The organism is Peribacillus sp. TH14 (assembly GCF_016651145.1).
GTDB lineage: Bacteria > Bacillota > Bacilli > Bacillales > DSM-1321 > Peribacillus > Peribacillus butanolivorans.
Map to the genome: position 1 here is coordinate 5,791,420 of NZ_JAEKEK010000001.1, position 24,077 is coordinate 5,815,496.

21 protein-coding genes and 2 pseudogenes are annotated in these 24,077 nt (G+C 34.3%); 11 read left to right on the forward strand and 12 right to left on the reverse strand.

The genetic code is table 11. The features are described 5' to 3' along the window. Window positions 1-221 precede the first annotated feature (221 nt). Window positions 222-446, reverse strand: a complete 225-nt coding sequence (locus JFU50_RS27790; RefSeq protein ID WP_309558928.1) for a helix-turn-helix transcriptional regulator — start codon at window positions 444-446, stop codon at window positions 222-224. Window positions 447-580: 134 nt separating this feature from the next. Here JFU50_RS27790 and JFU50_RS27795 point away from each other — a divergent pair, with 134 nt between their 5' ends. The 4 genes from JFU50_RS27795 (at window position 581) to JFU50_RS27810 (ending at window position 4,212) form a co-directional block, all read left to right on the forward strand. Continuing rightward, a complete protein-coding gene (locus tag JFU50_RS27795) occupies window positions 581-1,219 on the forward strand; it encodes a LexA family protein (RefSeq protein ID WP_116821842.1) in 639 nt (212 codons plus the stop codon). 512 nt (window positions 1,220-1,731) lie between these two features. Beyond that, on the forward strand, window positions 1,732-2,058 hold the full coding sequence (locus JFU50_RS27800; RefSeq protein ID WP_207198844.1) for a DUF4183 domain-containing protein: 327 nt from the start codon (window positions 1,732-1,734) through the stop codon (window positions 2,056-2,058). A gap of 500 nt (window positions 2,059-2,558) precedes the next feature. Continuing rightward, on the forward strand, window positions 2,559-3,119 hold the full coding sequence (locus JFU50_RS27805; RefSeq protein WP_201224963.1) for a copper resistance CopC family protein: 561 nt from the start codon (window positions 2,559-2,561) through the stop codon (window positions 3,117-3,119). A gap of 1 nt (window position 3,120) precedes the next feature. Then, window positions 3,121-4,212: a CopD family protein gene (locus JFU50_RS27810; protein ID WP_201181246.1), complete on the forward strand. Its 1,092-nt coding sequence runs from the start codon at window positions 3,121-3,123 to the stop codon at window positions 4,210-4,212. A gap of 746 nt (window positions 4,213-4,958) precedes the next feature. Here the strand turns inward: JFU50_RS27810 and poxB are convergent. From poxB to JFU50_RS27830, 5 genes and pseudogenes are all read right to left on the reverse strand, one after another. After that, window positions 4,959-6,683, reverse strand: coding sequence for a ubiquinone-dependent pyruvate dehydrogenase (gene poxB / locus JFU50_RS27815; RefSeq protein WP_201181247.1), 1,725 nt, complete (start codon window positions 6,681-6,683; stop codon window positions 4,959-4,961). A gap of 278 nt (window positions 6,684-6,961) precedes the next feature. Next, a complete protein-coding gene (locus JFU50_RS27820) occupies window positions 6,962-7,114 on the reverse strand; it encodes a hypothetical protein (protein ID WP_201224964.1) in 153 nt (50 codons plus the stop codon). A gap of 272 nt (window positions 7,115-7,386) precedes the next feature. Then, the gene (locus JFU50_RS27825) at window positions 7,387-7,557 is read right to left on the reverse strand and encodes a hypothetical protein (protein ID WP_201181248.1); all 171 of its coding nucleotides are present in this window, start codon (window positions 7,555-7,557) and stop codon (window positions 7,387-7,389) included. Between the two features lie 162 nt (window positions 7,558-7,719). Further along, window positions 7,720-7,877, reverse strand: a pseudogene (locus JFU50_RS31170) (histidinol-phosphate transaminase); the annotation flags it as partial. Window positions 7,878-8,279: 402 nt separating this feature from the next. Beyond that, entirely contained in the window at window positions 8,280-9,146 is an 867-nt protein-coding gene (locus JFU50_RS27830; protein WP_201181249.1) for a LysR family transcriptional regulator, read from the reverse strand. Window positions 9,147-9,377: 231 nt separating this feature from the next. On the opposite strand from JFU50_RS27830, the gene JFU50_RS27835 reads away from it, so the two are divergent. From JFU50_RS27835 to JFU50_RS27845, 3 genes are all read left to right on the forward strand, one after another. Beyond that, complete coding sequence (locus tag JFU50_RS27835; protein WP_201225212.1) at window positions 9,378-10,055, forward strand: L-2-amino-thiazoline-4-carboxylic acid hydrolase; 678 nt, start codon at window positions 9,378-9,380, stop codon at window positions 10,053-10,055. After that, window positions 10,048-11,265 (forward strand): Zn-dependent hydrolase, encoded by a 1,218-nt coding sequence (locus tag JFU50_RS27840; protein WP_201224965.1) that lies wholly within the window; start codon window positions 10,048-10,050, stop codon window positions 11,263-11,265. Before JFU50_RS27835 ends, JFU50_RS27840 begins: the two co-directional genes overlap by 8 nt. Window positions 11,266-11,468: 203 nt before the next feature. Further along, window positions 11,469-12,932: a sodium/proline symporter gene (locus JFU50_RS27845; RefSeq protein ID WP_201224966.1), complete on the forward strand. Its 1,464-nt coding sequence runs from the start codon at window positions 11,469-11,471 to the stop codon at window positions 12,930-12,932. Between the two features lie 411 nt (window positions 12,933-13,343). Here JFU50_RS27845 and abc-f read toward each other — a convergent pair whose 3' ends face one another. From abc-f to JFU50_RS27860, 4 genes and pseudogenes are all read right to left on the reverse strand, one after another. After that, complete coding sequence (abc-f, locus tag JFU50_RS27850) at window positions 13,344-14,981, reverse strand: ribosomal protection-like ABC-F family protein (protein WP_201224967.1); 1,638 nt, start codon at window positions 14,979-14,981, stop codon at window positions 13,344-13,346. Between the two features lie 733 nt (window positions 14,982-15,714). Further along, window positions 15,715-15,826, reverse strand: a pseudogene (locus tag JFU50_RS31175) (CoA-transferase); the annotation flags it as partial. 48 nt (window positions 15,827-15,874) lie between these two features. Beyond that, a complete protein-coding gene (locus JFU50_RS27855) occupies window positions 15,875-16,804 on the reverse strand; it encodes a VanW family protein (protein ID WP_242486185.1) in 930 nt (309 codons plus the stop codon). 71 nt (window positions 16,805-16,875) lie between these two features. Continuing rightward, window positions 16,876-17,730, reverse strand: coding sequence for a hypothetical protein (locus JFU50_RS27860; RefSeq protein WP_201181253.1), 855 nt, complete (start codon window positions 17,728-17,730; stop codon window positions 16,876-16,878). A gap of 730 nt (window positions 17,731-18,460) precedes the next feature. On the opposite strand from JFU50_RS27860, the gene JFU50_RS27865 reads away from it, so the two are divergent. Continuing rightward, window positions 18,461-18,679, forward strand: a complete 219-nt coding sequence (locus JFU50_RS27865; protein WP_201224968.1) for a hypothetical protein — start codon at window positions 18,461-18,463, stop codon at window positions 18,677-18,679. Window positions 18,680-19,183: 504 nt separating this feature from the next. Next, window positions 19,184-19,813 (forward strand): hypothetical protein, encoded by a 630-nt coding sequence (locus tag JFU50_RS27870; RefSeq protein ID WP_201224969.1) that lies wholly within the window; start codon window positions 19,184-19,186, stop codon window positions 19,811-19,813. A gap of 298 nt (window positions 19,814-20,111) precedes the next feature. Here the strand turns inward: JFU50_RS27870 and JFU50_RS27875 are convergent, their stop codons facing one another. After that, entirely contained in the window at window positions 20,112-21,011 is a 900-nt protein-coding gene (locus JFU50_RS27875; protein ID WP_201224970.1) for a LysR family transcriptional regulator, read from the reverse strand. Window positions 21,012-21,126: 115 nt separating this feature from the next. On the opposite strand from JFU50_RS27875, the gene hutG reads away from it, so the two are divergent. Further along, the gene (gene hutG, locus JFU50_RS27880) at window positions 21,127-22,071 is read left to right on the forward strand and encodes a formimidoylglutamase (protein ID WP_201224971.1); all 945 of its coding nucleotides are present in this window, start codon (window positions 21,127-21,129) and stop codon (window positions 22,069-22,071) included. A gap of 1,095 nt (window positions 22,072-23,166) precedes the next feature. Continuing rightward, window positions 23,167-23,478, forward strand: coding sequence for a CotD family spore coat protein (locus tag JFU50_RS27885; protein WP_201224972.1), 312 nt, complete (start codon window positions 23,167-23,169; stop codon window positions 23,476-23,478). Between the two features lie 452 nt (window positions 23,479-23,930). On the opposite strand, the gene JFU50_RS27890 is transcribed toward JFU50_RS27885, so the two are convergent. After that, the gene (locus tag JFU50_RS27890; protein ID WP_152952254.1) at window positions 23,931-24,077 is read right to left on the reverse strand and encodes an FbpB family small basic protein; all 147 of its coding nucleotides are present in this window, start codon (window positions 24,075-24,077) and stop codon (window positions 23,931-23,933) included.

Here is a 24,077-nt window from a genome sequence, read left to right on the forward strand (position 1 = left end):
ATATGACTTAATTCCTTTAAAACGACCATCAGCCATATTGTTATACAAGTGTTTTATTTTCCGAACTGTTAGATAGTCCATTCACCCAAAGATGTTTGAAGCAATGTTCTTTTGTATCCTAAAATGTTCGCATTTGTTCCATATAATTGAGTGGTTTTATTACCCCATTCAAAAAGGGTTGCTCAATCACTTGTTGTTAAGCCAGATAGTAAACTTGCCCCTTAACTACACTTAAAGTGTATGTTAGGGTCAAAAAAAATGATATCGTCAATCGAAAAACCAACACACTCTGCAAACAAAAAAGCCTTATCAATACGTAAAGGAATTTTATATTGCTCGTAATCGATATAGGTTCTCTTGGCCATTCCTAGCACTTTTGCCATTTCTTCTTGTGTTAAACCTTTATACTTTCTCGCCTGTTTGATTGTAAATTTTACATTTGTCACATCTTGTCACCTCCTGTCTAAAAAAAGAATATCACACTTGAAGTATAGTTAACAACAAATTGTTGTAAAATTCACACACTTTAAGTTTACTCATATTCACTCATAGTGTATATTCAAGGTAGAGGTGAAGAAATATGCACATTGGAGAACGAATTAAAAAGTTAAGAAAAGAACGAAGAATGACCCAAGAAGATTTAGCAAAAATATTAAAAGTTGCTCCTACAGCAGTATCAGCCTGGGAATCGGGGCGTAACAAACCTTTAATGGATAAATTAAGCCTGATGTCTACTTGCTTTGATATACCGCTTTCCCACCTCATTGAAGGATCACCTACAGTTGAAGATAATCCTTCAATGGAATATTTAAACGAGAAGAACGTCAGATTAATTGGTGTTTACGGCAATATCCCTGCTGGTGAACCCAATTTTGCCCGAGAGTATATAGAAGCATATATGCCGACATTAAATTCTATGCTTGAAACAAACAAAGAATATTTTTATCTTAAGGTAAATGGCAACAGCATGAATAAAGAATTCAGCGACGGTTCACTTATCCTAGTTGAAAAAACAACCTATGTTGAAAGCGGTAAAATTGGTGTGGTCTTAGTAAATGGTCATGATGCTACAGTCAAAAAAGTGAACATTTTCGAAGAAAACATCACACTGATTCCATCCAGCACAGATCCATTTTATGAAGAAAAAACTTATAATATCAACAAAGATCGGGTTCGAATATTAGGAAAAGTAGTTCAAGCAATAAAAATATACGATTGATAATTCCAATCGTGAGCATTTAAAGTTGGGCGAAGGTTCACCCTCTTTTAGATGTTTTGTCATTTAATTTATTTCTCTATCAAGGAAGCCCTGGTCATTTTCATCTATCAACCAGGTTGGACCATTATTAATTTTTGCAGCAATCCCACAAAATCTACCGCACAATAAGAAGAACCCTTTTTTATCGTAGGATTCTAATATTTAACAAGTCAGGTTTTTCATTCTTTAATTTCGGTTATACTATCGTTCACAACCACTTATAAGATTCGTAAAATTAGAGTATTATATTTCGCCTCTGTAGCTCTAGAAGGGAAGAGCGCCGGAAAACATTGTAGCCACCGGGTCGCAAGGTAAGGGTTTCAGAAGCACCGAAAAGCAAATAAGCTGAGGCAGGTGCAATTCCTGCCGGTGAAAATCCGTAGGGAAGCGTGTTCTCCCCTATCCTATGCTTACGAAAGGAGTGCGGGTTCGAATCCCGTCAGAGGCTTTCACTTCCTATTGCACAAGTTGCGTTGTTTCCATCTGTTGTAAGGTTCTTCAATGAAGTTACTGCCACTGTTACAGGTGCAGGGAATTTAAGAATTGCAGTTGAAGACTTCTGGACTGACACAGGAGCAGATGCTTCTACACTACCAGCTTTAGCAACACATAATAGTTACTTTAATGGTTATGTTAATTGTGTACTGCAGATGGATGATCTATTAACCTATACTCCTGGAGGTGCAGGTGTAGGGCAATTAGTAATTACAGTTCCTGCTGGTTCAACTATTGAACAAAATTCATACCCACGAGCGATACAACTGTTATCAATTAATCCATTAAAGACCTCTGAAGAATAAGGGGATAAACCTTCTCTCTCCCAAATTGCATGTATAGTTACTCTTACATTTGAGTTGTAGAATTGTATCAGCAATATTTCTATTTATCGATACTTTTCTTAATTTATCTATTCGTTAGTTATCGAAAAACAAGCGCATGGATGGGATTATTTTGAGGTGTTTTGCTTGTGTTTCCCTTTTACATTGCGATGTTAACGAGTATTAAATTTTTATAAAAGTGAGTGAATTGGGGTGCTGAAAAAAGGGTGCAATTAAAGGTTGATAGAATTTTTTTCAATTCCTCTTTTACTCGATTTCCCTTTTCCTCGTCCTATCAAAAAGTCCTCACTATTGTCATTTTGAGTTGAAAATAAAATCTTTTCACTCCTATTGTTCCACCACATTCAAATATTTTGTTTATGCCGAGTTTGCCAATTTGTCGAAAATTTGTTGTAATGATGGTTTGAATATAATACCCACTCTGATACAATGAGTGCGTTATTACTATTTGGAGGTTAATTATGATAAAAAAGTTATTTTTATTTACGTTTATATTCTTCCTAGCATTTGTAAACAATGCTTTGGCTCACACTGGTTTAGAAAGCTCATCTCCTCAAAATGGAGCTATCGTTAAAGAGGAATTGCAAGAAATCACATTAACTTTTGAATCAAAGATAGAACAGAACAGTACATTTGAGATTCAAAATTTAAATGGAGATTCAATACCTGTTAAAAATATCTCTATAACAGAGAATAAAATGATAGGTAGTTTTTCAAATCCTTTAGAGAATGGGAAATATCAAGCGAAATGGAAGATTATCGGAGCAGATGGGCATCCTATTGATGGAGATTTTTCCTTCTCGGTAGATATGCCTGTTACTGAAACTCCTGCAGAAGTACAAAAGGAACCAAAAAAAGAAGATGCGAAACAAGTAGAAGAAAATAAACCAAAAACAGCAAATGAACCAAAAGAAGAAATTGAACAAAACAAATTGCCCTCCTATATAATTCCATCTATCATTGGTGTATTAATTGTGATCGTTGTTGGAAGTTTCATATGGGTATTGAGAAGGAAAAAATAAAATGTTTTTAATAGGAATCATTAGTGAGGCATTGTTATATCTTTGCTTTGCTCTTCTCATCGGTAGCTTTCTCTTATATCTTGTGCCAAGCTCTTATCGACCGGATATAAACGTACCAAAGGGTTATTTAATGATGGCTATAGGGGGTATAGCCATCTTTTCGTTTATCCCCGTTTTACAATTGATTTTATACCTATATGAGGATATTGGATTTGCACAAACTTTTCAGTCTGTTCTTTTTACATTTGAAGTAGGAAAAGCGTGGGTTTTTACTTACATTTTCTCAAATTTATTATTTATTTTAGTGGTTTGGTTTGATTATCGAAAAAGGGCTCTCTATTCTTACATTGGGATTATCTTCACGCTCATATTAATTCTTGCACTTGGTTGGTCAAGTCATGCCAGTTCGTATGATCAGGTGAAGGGCTTTTTAAATCAATCAGCCCATTTTACTGCTGTTAGTGTTTGGACAGGGATACTAATCGTTGTTAGTTGGTTTTCAAAAAATCATTCTAATTGGTTGAATTTCTTAAAATGGTTTACACCTGTTGCTATTGTTTGCTTTGCAAGTACTATTGTGACAGGTCTTATACTAATGACCTTTGTTGTTGAGTTTAAGGATTATCCCAATTCTTGGATGATTCCTTATGGACAAGCCCTATTGTTTAAACATATATTGATTATTCCTTTAATGGTTTACGCATTAATCAATAGTATTCTTATGAAAAGGAAATTAGAGAAAGATATAAACTTTAATCCAAAACCTTGGGCAAGAGTAGAAAGTATCGTAATTCTGCTTATATTTTCAGCAACTGCAGCATTAGGACAACAATCACCACCACACGAAACAACTGTAACAAGTGAAGTGGTTTCTAAATTATTTACGATGTTTTATCAAGGGCAGTTTCAGCCAGAAATGACTGTTCAACTTGTTCTAAACTCAACAAGTATGTCTCTTATTTTGTTAGCCCTTTTATTCTTAGTTTTAACCATTTTTTCATTCACCAAGAAAGCCCCTGCTGTCGTTTCTTTTTTTATGTGTATCCTATTAGTGCTATGCGTTTATTTATCTCTCATATTAGGACTCCAATAAAAATTACTAATAAATTACTCCCCTTGTATTTACTAGTTTCTGATATAAATGCAGGAAGATATGGGGCGTATGGTATATTATGACAACTCTTATAGAAAAACTATTTGCTAACAAAACAAGAGAGATAAAAGATGCTTGCTTAGTTTTTTAATACGTAGATTCAAAAGATCGCCAGATAGGCGGTCTTTTTTGCAATCTTCATGTTTAATTTCCATCAGTATGATCGTTTCCCTTTGTCTATCTATACTTCATTTTTAACCCTTAATTTTTGAAAGTCTTAAAAAAACAAAAATTGGGTTGGACAGATATTTACGGATTACAGATTATTCATATATTCTATCGAGGTTTTCTTTGAAATAGATATTATAGGAATATATATCATGCCACTTTAGCAAAAGGTCTTAAAATTGGGAAGCTAGCTAAATCCATACCGTCGCACCTAGGAAGGCATTAACGGTTTGATCTAAATCAGCATCAGGCATAATGATCATGTGGTTCTTTTACCACCAAAAGTAGCGACTCGTTTATTATTTCGGCATCCCTCGTAGAACCCACAAAAGAAATAATTTCTATTTTAAGAAGACATAGAAAAAAGAATGTGAGGCCCTATTTGTGCTCATGCAGATTTACACAGCCCTTTTATTTTACAGTATCAGAGCAGGCTAATGTTCAACCTGCCTGCATTTTTTTATGTTTTAACCTTCACCTTATTTGCTTTCTATTAACACTTGCCTCTTACTTACATACTATCGGATGAGATTGGTCTTAGCCAGCTCCACAATATCATTACCCTGGCCATTCAGCACAGCTTTAAGCATCCAAAGAGTGAATCCTTGTGCCTGTTCTAATTTGATACTAGGCGGAAGTGAAAGCTCCTGGCGGTTTACTACCACGTCAAGTACAACTGGGCCGTTATGTGAAAACGCTCGTTTCACCGCATTCTCAAGATCTGCCGGGTCTTCTACACGAATTCCTTCTATTCCCATCGCCTGGGCAACATCAGCGAAGTTTGGATTCTCAAGACCTGTCCCTGTTTCTAGGTAGCCTGAAGACTTCATCTCGAGTTCTACGAAACCTAGAGCATTGTTGTTAAATACAACTACTTTTACCGGTAATTTATGCTGCCGAAGCGTCAATAAATCACCCATTAACATTGAGAGTCCTCCATCTCCAGACAGTGCCACTACTTGAACTTCCGGTCTCGCAGCCTGGGCTCCAATTGCCTGAGGCAAAGCATTTGCCATCGTTCCGTGATTGAAAGATCCCAGAAGTCGTCTTTTTCCGTTCATTTCCAGGTATCGTGCAGCCCATAAAGTTGGTGTACCTACATCACATGTAAACACTGTGCCCTCACTGGCGAGATTGCTTATTACTTTAGTAAGAAATTGCGGATGAATCGGCATCCTTCCTGGCTTCCCTATTGCAAGCTTATCCAATCCCCTGCGAACATCCCGATAATTTGAAACAAATTTATCTAGATGATGAGTGTCATGTGTTTCACTTAAAAGAGGAAGAAGTGATTCAACTGTATATTTAACGTCTCCACAAAGTCCAAAGGTTAAAGCTGCTCGGCGGCCTAAATGTTCCGCTCGAATATCAACTTGTAAAATAATAGATTTTTTGGGTAAAAATTGCCTATACGGGAAGTCGGTACCAAGCATTAATAATACATCACAATCCATCATGGCATGATATCCAGATGAATATCCAATAAGACCCGTTAGTCCCACCAAATATGGATTATCATACTCAAGATGTTCTTTCCCTCTAAGTGCAATGACCATTGGCGACTTAAGTTTGTCACAAAGCTGCATCAACTGAGCGTGGGCTCCTTCACATCCTGCCCCGCACAATAATGTGATGCGTTTACCACTATTAAGATATTCTGACAGGCGTTTTAACTCTTCATCAGATGGCCGAACAACCGGCTGTGTTATGTGGATTACCTGTTCAGGAACACTTTCATTGTCAGCGAGTAAAGCAACATCTCCAGGAAGAACGAGGACAGAGACACCTTTTCGTGAAATGGAATGTTGTAGAGCCATCGTAACCATGCGGGGCATCTGTTCAGGTTTTGTCACAACCTCACAGAAATGACTGCACTCCTTGAATAAATGCTCAGGATTTGTTTGTTGGAAATAGTCTCCTCCAATTTCATTACTTGGTATATGTGCCGCAATAGCCAACACTGGTATTCGACTTCGATGACAATCGTAAAGTCCATTGATTAGGTGAAGATTCCCCGGGCCACTGCTTCCTGCACAAACTGCGATACTGTTACTTAATAATGCGTCAGAACCCGCAGCGAAGGCTGCAACCTCCTCATGCCTCACCGATATCCAATCAATCTTCCCCGAACGGCGAATGGAATCTAAAACAGCGTTCAGTGAGTCACCCACTATCCCGTAAATCCGTTTTACTCCAGCGTTCAGCAAAGAATCAATCAGTAAATCTGCTATTGTTTGTTTCATCCTTTTCCTTTCCTCCTTAGTAAATATAAAAATCTTGTATTTTATTACCTGCGTCTTAACAAAATAATAATCCTACTATTAATTTCAATTTATTAACATTAAGGTTTCCTTTTTACTGTTTAATATTCTGTTGATGTAAACATCCTTTCACTAAGGCGGAGTTTCGACTTATCATTATTGAAAAAGTCGCCTTAAAGACAGCTCCGATCTTAAGCTAACGCACCTGTTAGTTGAAAAAGTTCGTATCAACTTATTTGTTCTGATTTATACTCAATCTTCTATGCTTGATACATTTTATCTTGAAATTCATAAGAAATTTCAATCGTACCAATGAACATGGCGGGAGTAATTTGACCACCTACAGAAGCCACCAAATGATTATCAACCACATCAAATTTGACGATACTGCCAAAAGCAACATCATTAAACAAATGGTCTGGGGGATTTGAAACTTTTCGATATTAATTACCGTTTTCTTTTCGCCAATTGACACTACAGCTTCATGTTGTGTCAGTTTTGTTTTAATTTTTCAAAATAATCGCTATAGGATTGTCTACTAGAACCTCTTCATAAATCTCGCCTATATTGGTTTGGGTTTTTTTAGTACATGGACTTCACTATCTAAAGCCTCTGTGCCATAACCCTTTGTTAATACAATAGTTAAATCCTTCTTCTTATCTTGATTTAAGTCATTGTATAGGATTCATGGGGCATATGAAGGATTGGTTACATTCACCCAATAAGGAAAATATCTTGTTCCCCCATCAATCTTCATCTCGAATTCTCTGTACATGCCATTTTTTCTATCTATGTCATTAGCATATAAAATAACATTGGCTCTTTTAATTTTGAAATAACCTTTTTGGCGTTTCATTCCTTTTCGAATAAAGAATTCTAAGTGATTTTTAATCAAACTTATTTATAAAACGGAATATTCATTCAAAAAGATAAGAATCCATTTTGATCAACCTTTTTTCAAAATGGATTCTTTTATGTGCCGTAGAATATAAGTTTGTTGAACGTTTTTGATTAAACCTGCTTTGGGTGATGGTCCAATAGGATTCTCATTAGAAGCTAATTTAATAACCCTTTTCAGCCCTAATTTTTTTGAACTTCCCATAATGGTTTACCTGGTGTATACGGCTTAAGTTTATCCAGTGCTTTACGAGACCTTATCTGATTGGTGTTGTACATTGCCTACTCCTTCAAATCGATTTAGTTTTTTACTCATCTACTAAAACAAACTATAAAAAGATTTTAAATTTTCCTATAAGAAAAATCCCATGATAAAGAGGTAATTCTGAAACAATTCACTCATTTAACCAATAAATAATCATTATTTAGCCATTAATGTGATTGGTAGATTAGAATCGACTCTATAATAATAAAAGATTTAATATTTTTATCATCATTCAATTAAACAATTTTTTTACCATCTATTAACTTTTAATTAATAAAAAAGAATCATGAAAACATCATGATCCTCAGTTGATATAAGATGCTTCCGCAAACCTTTTCTGTTCATTTATTGAAAATATACAATTAATACAAGTGTGACAACGACAAATAGTTTGTTTATGTGCTAAAGAGCTGTTTTCATTTTAACCATTCCTGAATAAACTCAATTAGTTTTTTCGATCCTGGTGACATATAACGTAAGGAAGTGGCTGCAATTCCAATGGAGCGATAATAATTACCTTCCAAAGGGATTATTCGAATACTCTCGTGGATTCGATACAGTATCATTTCAGGGAGGATACTGATTCCAAGACCATTTTGCACCATGGAAATGATCGCCTGATCTTCAGCGATTTCATATTTGATTTTTGGTTTGATTTTGTGTTCTTTCAAAATTCTTCGAACATCCTTATCGATGCTTGATTTAGGCATGATAAAAGATTCATCTTTGAGTTGATCTAAGTAAATGATATCCTGCTGATTTAGAGGGTGCGTATCAGGTAAAATACACAATAGTCTATCTTTTTTTAACGGAATCACTTCATATGCCTTTGAAACTGGCAAGGACATAAAACCAAAATCAATGGTTCCATCCGAGATCCATTGATCAATTTCATCGTAATCTCCTTCAAATAGTTTTATTTCAATGTACGGGAAATCTTTATTAAATTGCTTAATAATCATAGGCAACCATTGAATAGACACACTCGGAAGTGTACCGATTCGTACGATACCTGTTTCTAGTCCATTAATTTTAGATACTTCCTGCATCATCAGCTCATTCCATTTTAATATTTCTCGCATATAAAGCAGCATTTTTTCTCCATTGCTGGTTAAATGAATACCTAAACGTCCCCGAGTAATCAACGAAAAACCGAAGTCGGACTCAAGACTTGCGATTGCATGACTTACAGCTGATTGAGTTAATCCAACTACTTCCGCTGCTTTCGATAGACTTCCTGTTTCTACAACGGTTCTAAAGATCTCATATTTGATCAGTGTCATTCATAGTCACTCCAACTATTAATTTTTTTCATATTTTATATTACAATTATTCATTTGATTTATATAAAGAATTGAATTTATAATAACAATTAATCAATTGCTAGTAAATTTATCGGTTTTATAAATTTAGAAAACTAACTTAAACGAAAGCTAGGATTATACTAAAAAATGAAAAATAGAAAGTGAGTGTTTATATTGAGTAAAACGAATCATGTTATCCCACCATATTCCATGGAAGTCATGACAGCTAAATTATTTACAGAAATAGAAAAAATCATTGTTTCGAAATATAAAGAAAATGGAAAGGCATTACTGCAACAAGGAATTGATAATTTTGGATATAAAGACGCGGAAGAGATTGCGATAAAAGCAACGACAGAAAGAGAAAATCATACGTTATTTGACTATATTCCTAAAGATCATAACAGTCAAAATAAGTATGGAAATCTTACACCCTTTGCCCTATTTGCAAGATTATTTGCCCAAATTACGAAAGCTATAGTAGATACTTATGGCGATGAAGGAGAAGAAGCTATTCAAGAAGGTATATGGCAATTTGGTGAAAAGCGTGGTCGTGGTATTGCACAAAGAGCCAGAGTGAATGGGGCAGACAACACAATTGATCAATACTTAACAAACTACGATATGGGGCGAAGTGATTTGTTTACCATTGAAACGGTGAATAAACCTGAGGAAATCGAGCAAACATTTACAGTATGTCCATTAGGCCAACAATGGGCTGATGACGATATGCATTCTTACGGACTTGTTTATTGTAGGGTGATAGATGATGCAATTGCTCATGGTTTTAACAATAAATTTAACGTCGTACATGATCAATTTGTGTTAAAAGAAGGACAATGTCATTTTCGTTTTCAATTAAAAGATTCAGAGAAAAAAAATGATTAATATCAAGCGATTAAATACCCATTTAGAAGAGTTATCTATCATTGGAAAAACAATGGAAGGTGGCATAAATCGGTTTTCTTATACAAGTGATGAGAGACGAGCAAATGAACGAGTCAAACAATATATGGAATCTGCTGGTTTAACCGTCCATTATGATACAGTGGGCAATCTGATTGGGAGTCAAGAGGCTACGGATGATTTACCCACTATTTTAATAGGTTCACATATTGATACCGTTCCAAATGGCGGAAAGTATGATGGGAGTTTAGGAGTCTTAACCGCCATTGAAGTCATACATTCGTTAAAAGAAAAAGAAATTGAACTGAAACATCCCGTTAAAATTGTTGCCTTTAAGGATGAGGAAGGAACCCGTTTTGGCTTTGGTATGATTGGGAGCCGAGCTGTCGCAGGTACATTGACATCCAATGATTTAAAAAAAGTAGATAATCAAGGGATATCGATTGAACAAGCCATGAGGGATTATGGATTAGAAAAGCAGCATCTCCAAAGTGCGAAAATAGAAAACGTAAAGTGCTATTTAGAAGTACATATCGAACAAGGAAAGATTCTTGAAAATAATGAAGCAGCAGTAGGTAATGTAACTGGTATCGCTGGTCCAGTGTGGCTTCAGTTCAAATTAACAGGACTGTCAGAGCATGCTGGTGCAACACCGATGAATCAAAGACAAGATGCTTTAGTAGGAGCAAGTTTAATTATTGCAGAGGTTGAAAAAATAGCTAAGGAGTCCCCTTCATCTGTAGCTACTGTGGGCAAACTTTCTGTAAAACCAAACGGCGTGAACGTCATTCCTGGTGAGGTGGAATGGACAATTGATATTAGAGATATCGATGAAAAAACCAGAGATCAAGTCGAACAAGAGATTAGAAAATTCGCGAAAAAGATAGCTAATGATCGACAATTACACTTAGAAATCTCTGTATTACAACGTGTTGCACCTGTTCGTTGTGAAGACAACATTCAAGATGTCATAAAGGAAAGTATTCAAGAATTAGGTGAATCCATCGTCTCTTTACCTAGTGGTGCCGGACATGATGCCATGCAGTTTAAAAATCGATTCCCAATTGGTATGATTTTTGTTAGATCGAAAGATGGGATCAGTCATAATCCAAGAGAATTTTCTTCAGAGCAAGATATTGAAAAAGCCGCTAAAGTCTTATATTTAACAATTCTACAATTAGACCAAAACTAAAGAATATATCATTGTAGTATGTTCAGAGCCTGTTTATGATTATACTCTTTCAAAATCTGGCTCTGTTATTTATATAAATCAAGGGTTAAATCATGTTTTTGAAATTAGTTGTTAACCATGAATAATCCCTGATGGGAAAAAAATTTTGTATTTATTCTCACTATACAACTTTGTTTAATATAATTTATAAAGGAGATAATAAAATGAATTTTTCAGGATCTTCGATTGTTTTTGCCGAAATCATCATTTACCTTCTCTTAATGCTTGGAGTGGGTGTGCTCTTTAGTAGAAAAAAATTGGACCACGCTGATTATTTTCTCGGAGGAAATAAGTTACCTGGTTGGGCACTAGCTTTTTCTGAAAGAGCTACAGGTGAATCCGCCTATATGTTCTTAGGGGCAGTAGGTTTTATTTATGTAACAGGTTTGTCAGGAATATGGGTCTTATCGGGAATGTTTATAGGCGTCCTCTTTTCTTGGCTCTTTTTAGCCAAAAGATTTATGAATGAAACAAAAAAATATAAAGTGTATACATTAACCGACTATATAGCTGTGAAATTTCCTAATCACACTAATTTGATTCGTTGGTTGTCATCGATCATTATGGTCATATTTTTTACTTGCTACTTAGCAGCTCAATTTTCCGGTGTTGGTAAAACTCTTTATTCTTTTTCTGGACTTAATATTACGGTAGGAACCATTGTAGTTGCCCTCATCATTATTGCCTACTCTTGTATGGGTGGGTTTATGTCAGTTGTATGGACTGATACAATTCAAAGTTTTTTAATGGTTTTAGCGTTTATTATCGTTCCAATTGCAGGATTTTTTGAAATTCAACAAAATGATTTATCGATTTCGTATACCTTAAGTTCAATGGGAAGTGGTGCAGATAGTTGGATCGGAGGATTATCTGGACTAGCCATCGGAGCCATGCTATTTACAAACCTTTCTTGGTTCTTTGGCTGGCTTGGCGGACAGCCGCAATTAAGTTCTCGCTTTATGGCGTTAAAGGATGAAAAAGAACTAAAAACAGGAAAAATTGTTGCGATTATTTGGACATTAATTGTCTACGTCGGTGCCTTTTTATCTGCCATTTTTGCTTCCGTTATCTATAAACAAGGAACGATTGAAGATTCTGAAATGATTTTGCCTCATATGGTATTCGATTTGTTGCCACCATGGGTTGCAGGAATCATCATTGCAGGAATTTTAGCTGCTATCATGTCAACAGCTTCTTCTCAATTACTCGTTATTACAACATCAGTAAGTGAAGATATTGTTCATAAAGCAATGGGTATGACGATAAAGAGTCAAACCTTAGTGAAATTATCTCGTTGCATTGCCATTGTAGCTGGTCTTGTAGGTATTGTTGTTTCGTTAGCATCTGGCTCCATTATTTATAATATGGTCAGTTTTGCTTGGGCAGGAGTCGGCAATACATTTTCTGCCGTCATTTTACTTATATTCTTTTGGAAAAAAACATCTGGTACAGGCGTAGTAGCCACTATTATTACAGGGTTTATCAGTGCCATCCTGTGGACCACTTCTCCTTTAGAAGCCATCGTGACTGCTAAAGCGGCCACTTTCTTTATCTGTCTTATTGTTGGTATTGTAGTGAGTTTATGGTTTCCTGAAAAAGTTTCAAAATCAGCTAAATTAGCTTCTTAATTGTTCCAAATAGGTTGGAAGGATTGACAGTTGCTAGTTCAAATCAGAATTACCTTATATAAACCTTGTAATCCTTGTCTCTCAAGGATTACAGGTTTTTTTGGATTTAAAAGAGTCTGTTGTGGATGTAATACAAAGTTGTACCCTAAGTAATAAATTTACTCCATTTTGAAATTATCAAGACCTAATAAAGGAAAGCTAACTGAATGGCAATACACATAGCAGATAAACTGGCAGCTGTATAGAGATAATAAAGTCTTTTATTTTGCTTTAAGAAACCCAAAGGAGATACTATCTAAAACGTAGTACCTCCTTTTTAAGCTCTTTAATATGATTCGTTCAGAGTAAATACAATTAATAAAACTAAAATCAAATTCGTTTAATTTCCACTAAAGTGCATTCGTTACTGAATTATAGATTTTCTAATCCCTTAATCTTTTTTGTAAGTTCATTGAATCTTTGATCGAGTTCTATATACTCTGGGCTTTTGGATGATAAAAAGCTCAATTTCCCTAATACTTCTTGTCGTTCTGTTTCAAGCTTTAAGCGCTGTTCTGCAAGTGAATCAACCTTTTCATTTGACTGCTTTAATTTCTTTTGTATACGGTGATTTTCAAAAATCAACTGAACTGAAGTCGTTTTACTCAAGAAATATTGATCGTGTGAAACAACGACCAACGTACCGGTATACTCTGCTAACGTTTTTTCCAATTGCTCTCTCGAAGGCAAATCTAAATGGTTTGTCGGTTCATCTAAAATTAGTACATCTTTTTCTTCCAGTATATATAGCATAAGCTTACACTTCACGCGCTCTCCCATACTCATCTGTTCAATTGGCTCAGACCATTGACTTGCTGTAAATCCTAAATGCTTCATTAAATTCTGAACCTTGCCCCGTTCTTTAAATGTTTCACGTTTAAATAATTGTTCAGGCGTTTTCTCTAGAGGCAAGTCAAATACTTGCTGCGTTAAATAACCAATATTCGCAGATGGGGAAACCCAAATGTCCCCTTCAGCAAACACATTGCCCATTACGATATTTAAAAATGTCGTTTTCCCACTACCATTCGGGCCAATAAGTGCTACTTTTTCACCGTGTTGAATTGTAAAATTCGTCTGTTCAAATAATATTCGTTCCCCAAAATCCTTTTTTAAGTTTTTCACCTCTAAAAATCTTTTGCCGACCTTCGTATTCGCTTCTAACGAAAATCGAACAAGATAATCTTCCTCAACACGTTCAACCTTTGTCTTCTCAAGTTCCTTCTCAAGACGTTTACGCTTAGATTTGACTTGAGAATCCATTCGTTTCGCTTTTAGGCGGTAATATTCTTTAAATCCTTCTTGCTTAGTCGATTGTGCATGCGCTTTTTGCGACCACGATGTCAGTTCGTTTATTTGATTTTCTACGAGTTCCATTTTTCTTTGTTGTTTTTCGTACTCTCTTTGTTGAGTTAATCTTCTTTGTTCTCGAATCTTTATATAATGTGTATAATTTCCTTTTTGCTCGAATAATTTCGTATTTTCAATCGACCAAATTTTCGTCGCTACAGTATCCAAAAAATATCTGTCATGTGAAACGACAATGATTGTACCCGTATAATTTTCTATTTGATTAACTAACAGCTCCGTACTTTCTATATCTAGATGGTTTGTTGGTTCATCTAATAAGAGTAAATGCGGTGCTAACGCGAAACCTTTTGCAAGACGAATTTTGAGCTTTTCTCCGCCACTTAACACTTCGTAAGGAACATCTGGAATATGCCATTTCGCCATTAGAGTAGCTTCTAATTGTGTAACATGCTCAGATGCGTATGTTTGTTTTTCCTGATCCACTAAAAAGACTTCGGTTTTGCTATTTTCCCATTCAACCTGTCCCTCAGATAGTTTTACATGTCCAAGTAAAATTTGTAATAGCGTGGACTTTCCGCTACCATTACGGCCAACTAGACCAATCACTTCTCCACGACCAATAGTTGCGTTAAGATCTTTAAATATAATACGGTCCATAATTTCTAAATTTATTTGATTTAATTTTACGATTTCTTTCATCGTATCACCCTTTCTTTTTCAAGGGAGAAAAAATCCTCCCAAATGAATTTGGAAGGATTAGTTGCATTTTTCATAATGAAAATAAGCTATTTAATGAATAGCTTAAAAAATTATATGGAAAATGGGCAGACTAATCCTATTTTTTAATTTGAAAAATTTTCTCAAATGTTTGAAATAAGATTAGAACTTCATCGGCCACCCATCATCCCTTCTAATATGATTTAATATATTATACCCACAAAATCGAATAATGAAAAGAAAAATCTGGTTAAACTATTCCGTTCCTCCACTCAGTATTTCCTCGAACGTTTCAGAATTTTTCTGTTTCATCTATTATTATCAGCTCTTTATTAATCGATTATAAAATTTAATTTTAGTTGAATAAACACTAATACCATGATTCAGTAAGAATTTACTGTATAAAGGTATTAGCGATAAATTGATGATGAATTGCCTCGTAACATCGCTTGAATAACAAAGTTGAAAGTTTGATATACATATTCATTACTTTATTGTTTGGTCACATTTGTTTTCCGCTGCTAATTACCAATGGATCTTTGAAGGAAAGACCTTGTTTCAAATTAAGTCCCGCTGCTACAATGATGGTAAAAACAGCGCAAGCCATTAAATAAACAAAAGCTGATGTCTCGATATCTTATTAATTCAACACCATCACCAACTGCTTCTTTCATTTGTTCAATGTGTATTTTTGCTATGCTTACTCACATGTTCCGATAACGTGTTTCGCTCCGTTGACAAGATCCATCGCTCCACTCAAGTCCTTTGAAGACCTTGTCTGGGATCATCCAGTTTGCCAAATCACCATTTTCCGCTACTTCCATACCGCTAAAAAAACGAGAGAATATGGCCGCACAGATTGGTGGGCCCCTTGTTTAATCAACAATTTTCACATTCGTATAATCCAAAGCTTCCTTTAATATCTGACTTGAAGCATAGGGAACTTTCCGTGTCTCATTATTTATCATATCTGAAGAGTAAACACTGATACTTACTGTGCCTTCTTGTGTTGTAGCTCGGATTAGGATTGGTTGATTGTACTTGTTTTTAAAGCGAAAATCAGGACCATACCAGCTTACCGTGGCATCGCGGCCTGGTGGAACATAAGGAACATGCCTAGTATGGGAATAGCGGCGAATAATTTGTAACCCTGCATTGTCGATGGCATTATACAGAGTGGATGAAACCTGACAAATCCCTCCACCGACCCCTTCAGAAAACTCTCCTTTGACGATAACGCGAGCGGGCAAATATCCTTTGTTCACTGTTCTCTTACCAACGGCTTGGTTAAAAGAAAACGTCTCTTCTGGAAACACGACATAATTATTAATGGCGTCTGTAGCGAGCGAAATATTATTATAACGATTTTTATTATTCACATTAAAATAGGTTCTATATTCACCAATCTTATTTACACGAATCTGAGCAAGTAGTTCGTTATCAACCTTTGGATGAATGGCAAGTAAGGGAACTTCAACTTTCTGTTCTCTACGTCCGTATAGAAAGGAAAAAAATTGCTCTTTAAATGCTTGATGGTATAACTTGTAACCCACCCGCCCAGGAAGAATATTACCATTCTTGTCGATTGTGGCATTTACAGGCTCTTGATACACATGACGGTCTATTTTTTCGATAAGCTGATTGTATTTATCCACGTCCATCATAGGAACATCTAGAAATGGCATAGAAACATCAGCGCGTTTGACAACAGCAATCGTTTGCCCTTGCTGGGTTACCGATAAGCTGTCAGGAATATACACTTGTTGAACGAATAGTAAAAGGCCGGCAATCCATGTTAATCTCAGTGAAACCACCCCCACATTAATTTAATATGGGTTGGAATTTATCATTTCATGTATTCCTCATTTTACATATCCTATTTTAAGTCTTCATAGAGCGAATCTTGATCAATAAACCAACGATCAGTCAAACTGTCCCTTCGGATCATAAAATGCATAACCTTTTTTTCTTTGCCCTCTCTCTTCTTATAGATAGCTACTTGAACGGGTACATCCACGAGAAATACCCCATTTAGTTGCTCAGGTGGTTGTCTTAAAGGGTCAACCACACCAAAATATGTAATATCTTCAATAAGTTTATTGACACGATTAAGATGACTCGGATTTGATAAGGTCAGTGCTAATAATTTCTGATTTCCTTGATTAATGGAAATGGTAAAAATACGAATAAGTTCATAGGGACTTACCGTTTCTATATAATCGTCAAGCTTACCAGCCGCTTTCAATACCATTAATTTATGAGAAAGATCTTCGTTTTTCAAACGATGCGTTATACTTCCAGAGAAATGAACACAGAAGTGACCTGAAAAACCATTTTGAAGAGCACCAGCGCCATGTGGCATTCCATGCATAGATGCAGCAATCATTTGATTATTGATTAATACAATAATAGCTCTTCTATTCCAACTCCATTTATTATTATAAATTTTCTTCATGATTTGAGTATCTTCCTTGGTTAGTGGCTGTACATCGGCATGATGGCTACCTGCTCTTCGTTGTACTTTAAATGATAAACCAGTTTCAATATCTATAATGGTGAAATTTGTTTTATTAGGAATAATGTTATTTACAATCTCCCAAGGCAACATCTCAATTTTAAAGCTTATAGGTACATCTTCATCTTCCCATTCAATTGCATAAACAGTGTGATTAATCATTAACACAAATAAAAAAGTAACGATAAATACTTGATAAATTTTTTTGTTTTTCATTTGATTTCTCCATTGTGTTTTTTCTTATTATTTCTGGAAACAATGATTTGAATAGCTTTAAATATTTGGAAATACATCCATAAAGATGTTAAAAATATAATTTAACAATTAGGGTCTAATCACGTTTAGTGAATCAGCTTTAGTCCTAAATGTATTAATAAGATGGAATGAATCGAAAAACTATGAAAACAACACCAATCAAAATAAACGGGTAGCCTATTCCATCACTTACCGGGGAAGACAAGCTGGAAGGATACATTTCGATACTCCTTAATTATCATTTCGATTACTCTTTATACAATTAACATATGTGGCATTGACATATGCTAATTGTATAGATTATTAAATGATCTGAACCGCGTCATTCCACCGAGCTAGCCTTAATTTATTGTCAGCTGATCCTACTTTATCAAGAAGCATACTGTAGAGAGTTGGATATAGTGGCTCCAGGTGAAAATGTTTATAGTACGTATATTGACAATCATTATATATATAAACGGAACTTCTGTGGCGACACCATATGTTGCAGGTGCAACATAAAAATTGGGAATCCTCATGAATATGGATATGGTGTCCTTGATAATACAAAAGCTTTAAAATTAGTACCTTCTAAAGAGGAAAGTTAAGACACAGACATTTTAACAATTCCCCCATTTACAATCCCTTTAAAAGGGAAACAGTTCATTAGATTATTTATAATGGTTAAAAATAAATTAAGAGGAGATATCACATGAAAAAAACTTTATTTATTAAAAAGATTTTATTAATCTTAATTATTGCTATTATGGGGGCTTGTAGTAATAAAAGTACTAGTAAAGAGGAAAATGTAAATTTGAATGTTCAAATAGATAAATTAACGGATGATGAATTTAAAGAAGTACAGGTGAATTACCTTAAAGACCCTAAAAAAAGGATGACTTTAGAAAATTTTCTCTTACCTTCCAGATAGATGGTTCTAGTAAGAAGAGAGTAAATATACCAGACTTTAAGAAAGTAATTAATACAATTGATAATCAGCAGAGATATTGGTTCGGGAATTCCTCCGAAAAAGAAAGTGATAATTCTGATATATACAAGAGCGAATTTATATTCTATTCTAAGGGGATAACGGAAGATACCATCATAAAAGCTTTTGAAGAAAAAGAGGTCAAGGTTATTTTTTACAAAAAAGATAAAATTATTGATGAAAAACAATATAATATTGGGGATTCTTTAATATTCGAATAGAATAAATCTACTCTGAATAACGTTTGCAACTCTAATTAACATAATTGACCTTATTGGAAGCTACTAAACAATATCATCTGACAGATTGTCTGCTGGAAAATATCGTGCAAAACTAGATGGAACGTTCATGACAGTAAAAAATGGTCATTATTCAGCAATTGCAAATGGTTATAGTTATTTTGAGGTAAAATAAAAACATACTAGGTGGTTTTCTATATTAGAATGGATGAAACCTTTTGAAGCAAATAATCAGTTTGAAGACAATACAAACAGTCTTTTGGATTTCAAGATCAGGGAATGTATTCCCGAATCAAATATCCAAAAAAAATATTCACTATTAACTCAATTCTTTTTATTGTTGGGTTCTCAAGATGATAAGAGTGTTACTTCGTTATTTGTCGATAATAGAATTGATAATCAAGTAATCGAAGAAATCATTATGCATTTTGACAACACGAAAATTGTATTAGAAAATGAATTACCATCAGAAATAATGTTAAGTAAGCCGAATCAAGAATCTCTCTCTTTGATCAGATTGAATAATTTAAATCCAATAATAAAAAATCTATATGGGACAATTAACAACACACAATATGAATGGAGACCTCAAAAATCATACAAGATATTATCTGAATTTATAGAGAAATACGAAGATATGGAGTTCGATGAGGTGTTAGATTGTTTAAAAAACACATCACAGGGTCCTATAATTTCTCTTGCCTTATCCAGTTGGACTTTAGAAGATTCTTTAAAAGATACTTTTGCGATTAGATATTTCACGCACAAATGTAAGAATGTTTATTTATGGATCGATGATGCTAATATTGTTACTACAATTCAATTAGAATTAAATTAAAATAGGACTGGTTAAAAATTAAAAGAATAGCAATTGCTACTCTTTTAATTTTGGGCTGTTAGAGACAACATACGAAAAATCCCAGTTACCCCCTTCGGATTATTGTTTCGTGATATAAAGAAACATGAAAAAACTGGTGTTTTTCAAGATCACTGGGGATAATAATCATACTTTTCAGGAATAACATTTTACAAACGAGATACTTCTATAGGTGCTTAATCCTCCACCCCTATTATGTGAACTTCATATGGGACCCTCGGATTATAGCTTTCTTACGACAAAAAAGCCCCAATAGGCTTTACTCTATTGGGACTTCGAGATTGTGAAAATCAAAAATATGTTTAATAAATAAGTTAACATGTGGAGCAACAAAACGATTCTTACATGTAACTAGATACACAGTACGGTTAAAATATGAAGAATCCAAATATTCAAAATGCAATCTAGAATCATTTATACTTTCACAATATCGTTCAGGTAAGATACTGATGCCTAAGTCATTTGAAATTAGTTCACAAATTGTTTCAAAGCGTTCGACGGAAAATTGTACATCTAGAGAAAGATTTTCGGCCTCAAAGGCTTTGAAAATGTTATTCCTCGTTTCAAATCCATCTGAACATATAATAAAAGGGTATGGCTGAATATCCGATAATGAAATATTCGGTATCTTGAACAGTGCATGATTAACATTTGCAATTAAACATAATTTTTCAGAATATAATTTTTGTACATTTAATTCTTGGTGAGTAATTTCTTGATTTGTTAAAACAAGATGATTTTTATAATTTAGTAATGCGTTAATTACATTTTCTTTACTTAATATTTCGTCTAATTGATAATGAGTTATTGATTGATGTTTATTGTAATCTCTAATTACCTGAGATATCCAATGTTTTGTTGATTCAATAATTCCGATAGACAGTCGCTTATTTCCAACTTGTTGTATTTCTGCCGATTCTATTTCAAATTGTTGGAATTTTTTTAATATTTCAATTGCTCTTTGATAGAATAATTCTCCTGAATCTGATAGTCGAACAGAACGAGTAGACCGTTCAAGTAAAGGAAATCCAATATTATGTTCTAATTTTGTAATTGCATTGCTTAACGAGGGTTGAGAAAGGTGCAATTTTTTTGCTGCTTTTGAAAAACTCTTATTTTCTACTACAGAAATGAAATAAGTTAGTTGCCTAATATCCAAAAATGCACCCCACTTATAGTTTTTTTATATTAATATATTGAAAATACGTATTGGATATTATAAATAATAGCAGATATACTCTAATAAATAAATAATTTCTAGGGTGGGATAATAAATGTATGAAGTACCAAATATGGATTTATGGAAAGGCAGAACAGATAGTTTAATAGATAAAGATGAATTTAGAATTCATCAAATAGTTAGTGATCATTCAAGAACATCAACAAATGATTCATGCGGGATAATAGGATTCTCTTGTGATGAAGGCGTACGCAGGAATAAAGGAAGACTTGGAAGCAAAGAAGCTCCAAATGAAATACGTAAATCCTTATCTTCTTTATCTTGGCACGGCCAATCAACAGATAGTCTAGTTGATTTTGGAAATATCATTTGTGAAAATCAACAGTTAGAAGCAGCTCAAGCTGAATTAGGAAGTCACGTTGAGAAAATATTAACTAAAAATATGTTTCCTGTTATTTTGGGAGGCGGACATGAAACCTTTTATGGACATTATCTAGGAGTAAGGTCGCATGTTGGACCAAATGTTAAAATAGGGATCCTTAACATCGATGCTCATTTTGACTTACGTTCTTATGACCAAATGACTTCTTCTGGAACAATGTTTAAACAAATATTGGACAATGATAGTCAAGCAAGTTATTTACCTATTGGTATTCAACGTTATGGAAACACAAAAAAATTATTTAACACCGCTACCTCACTTAATTGTTCCTGGATTTATGAAGAAGAATTAGTAAATGAGATTTCCAATGAAAATGAAGAGAAAATTCAAAATTTTATAAATCAAAATGATTGTATTATATTAACACTTTGTATGGATGTTATAAACGCTTCTGAAGCACCAGGTGTTAGTGCACCTTCCTCATTTGGTCTCTCTGGAAAAATAGTTAGAGAATTAATTCGCAAAATTACTTCACATAAGAAAACTATTTCATTTGATATCTGTGAAGTAAATCCATCATTAGATTATGATAATCGCACGGTAAAACTAGCTGCTAACCTAATAAATGAAGTATTCATGTGCGTAGACAAGAAATAATAATATGACCATCGAGATCGAGATCAATCTCTGCTAAATATGGGCCTTCAAGTAAAGCGTTCTTAATCGTTCCTATAGTAGGTGCGTTTCTAATTTATGTTTTTGCTATGCCAATTATCAGTATAAATATATTTAAATGATAATTTTTTCATAATTTTTGTTTTTTAAGCTAAACAAACGATTCTAACCTCACTAGAAGTCGATCAATGACTTCCTGTGGGGTTTTTGATTAATGTAGAGTGACCACATCAACACGGATAGGGTAAAGCTTGCTAATGAAGACAGAGCTAATCACTCGCTCAAAGCCATTCCACAGCCTTTAGATTGCTCATGAAAAATTTAGGCAAGATGTATATTATCGCTTAAACCTGTAACAGTATTACTGCCTCTTTGGTTCCCTCCACAAATTAATCAAGAAATCGGTCACCTTAACCTACATACATTACCTAAAAATTAAAAGGGGCCAGGTGTCCATATCAGCATCTTGCTCTACATATTCGTAAACTTGTTTCGAAACTTAGTCTACTGTTTTAGTAGGGCACTATTCAAATTAAATGCTAGCCTAATAAATAGCTTTCCGTATGTCATTGCGCTTATAGGGGGATTAAACTTAAAAGACTAGATTTGATAATCCTACACAAATTCACCCTCTTATAATTACGTCTCTTCCATCGATAACCCCTTCCATTTTAGGCACATAATAAACAGATGTGGATGTACATGTTCTCTGTTTCTAGAACCAAAGATGCAAAACGGCTGCTTTTTGAAAAAGTATAGATGTTAGTTGGTCTATCGTGTTCATTGGAACCACCTTTGGATCACTACTTATACTGACAATAGATAGAATTTTCTTTTGCATTTCCCTTAGACCCCGATTAACTTTTGTAACTATTTCTTATCCGGAATAGTTATTTTTTATTATGCTTTAGCCGTACTGAGTAATATTACCAAGATGAAAATTATATATTTTTGATAATTTTCAAAGTTAACCTTTTCGATGTTATTGTTTTGAAATGAGGCATTTATACTAGTCCATTTATTATTGCATTTCATAAACTATCAATGACTTATAAAATAAGAATCGGAGGTTTTGAAATGTATAATAGAACATGGGCTAATGCACACAATGGTCAATGTCCACCACAATATTGTCCGTCACAAACTTTTCCTATTCAGCATAGTCCACCTCAAATTTCACCCACAAAACAATTTGTTAAAACCAATGTCACGAACACAGTAATACCTGTTGTTCATCCGACACATACTACAATCGTTAATAGACATGTGAAAAAGTATATACATCATTCTCCAAATAATGTATCTGTAGTGAATGAGTGTTACACTCAAAGGTTTGTTGGTGGAGTGCCACAACCTCCTTGTTGTCCGCGAAGACCATTCAGATATTAACTATATAAACCCCTATTTGGGGTTTTTTATTAGTTTTCTCATTCTTTTCTCACAGTTTTTATTCTCTATTCATCTTCAAATTTAACAACCACTTACACATTTTTATACTCTTTTAACTTTGTAATTCTTTTTACATATGCAAGGATGAAGTCACCCTTTGTGCTCGTAGGAGAGGAACGCTTTCTATAAAGAGATAGGCTTAAACAATGATTTTTTGATTTAACGACGTAACTGATACGTAGTTAAAAAAGATCCTAAACGACATACTCAGTTAGCCCTTAAATAATTTATAGAGGATTTTTTCCGGAGATTTATCGAGCAGTTGGTATATGTATTAGGATTCATGAAAAAATGCACGATAAGTAAAAGAACCGAAATCACATTTTGATTTCGGTTAATCATTTTTATAAACTGTTTAACTATTTATCAAACGATGTTTAAGTCATTGTCTATTATGATTGTACTTGATCTTTTTTTAACTCAACAATCGCTTTTTGATCTATTTTTGTAAAAATTCGTTCCAACTCACTTTTGTCATGCAACAAATGTTCGCGGTTTTCCTTGAGTAGTTCATTAAAAGATTTCCTTTTTCTGGACAT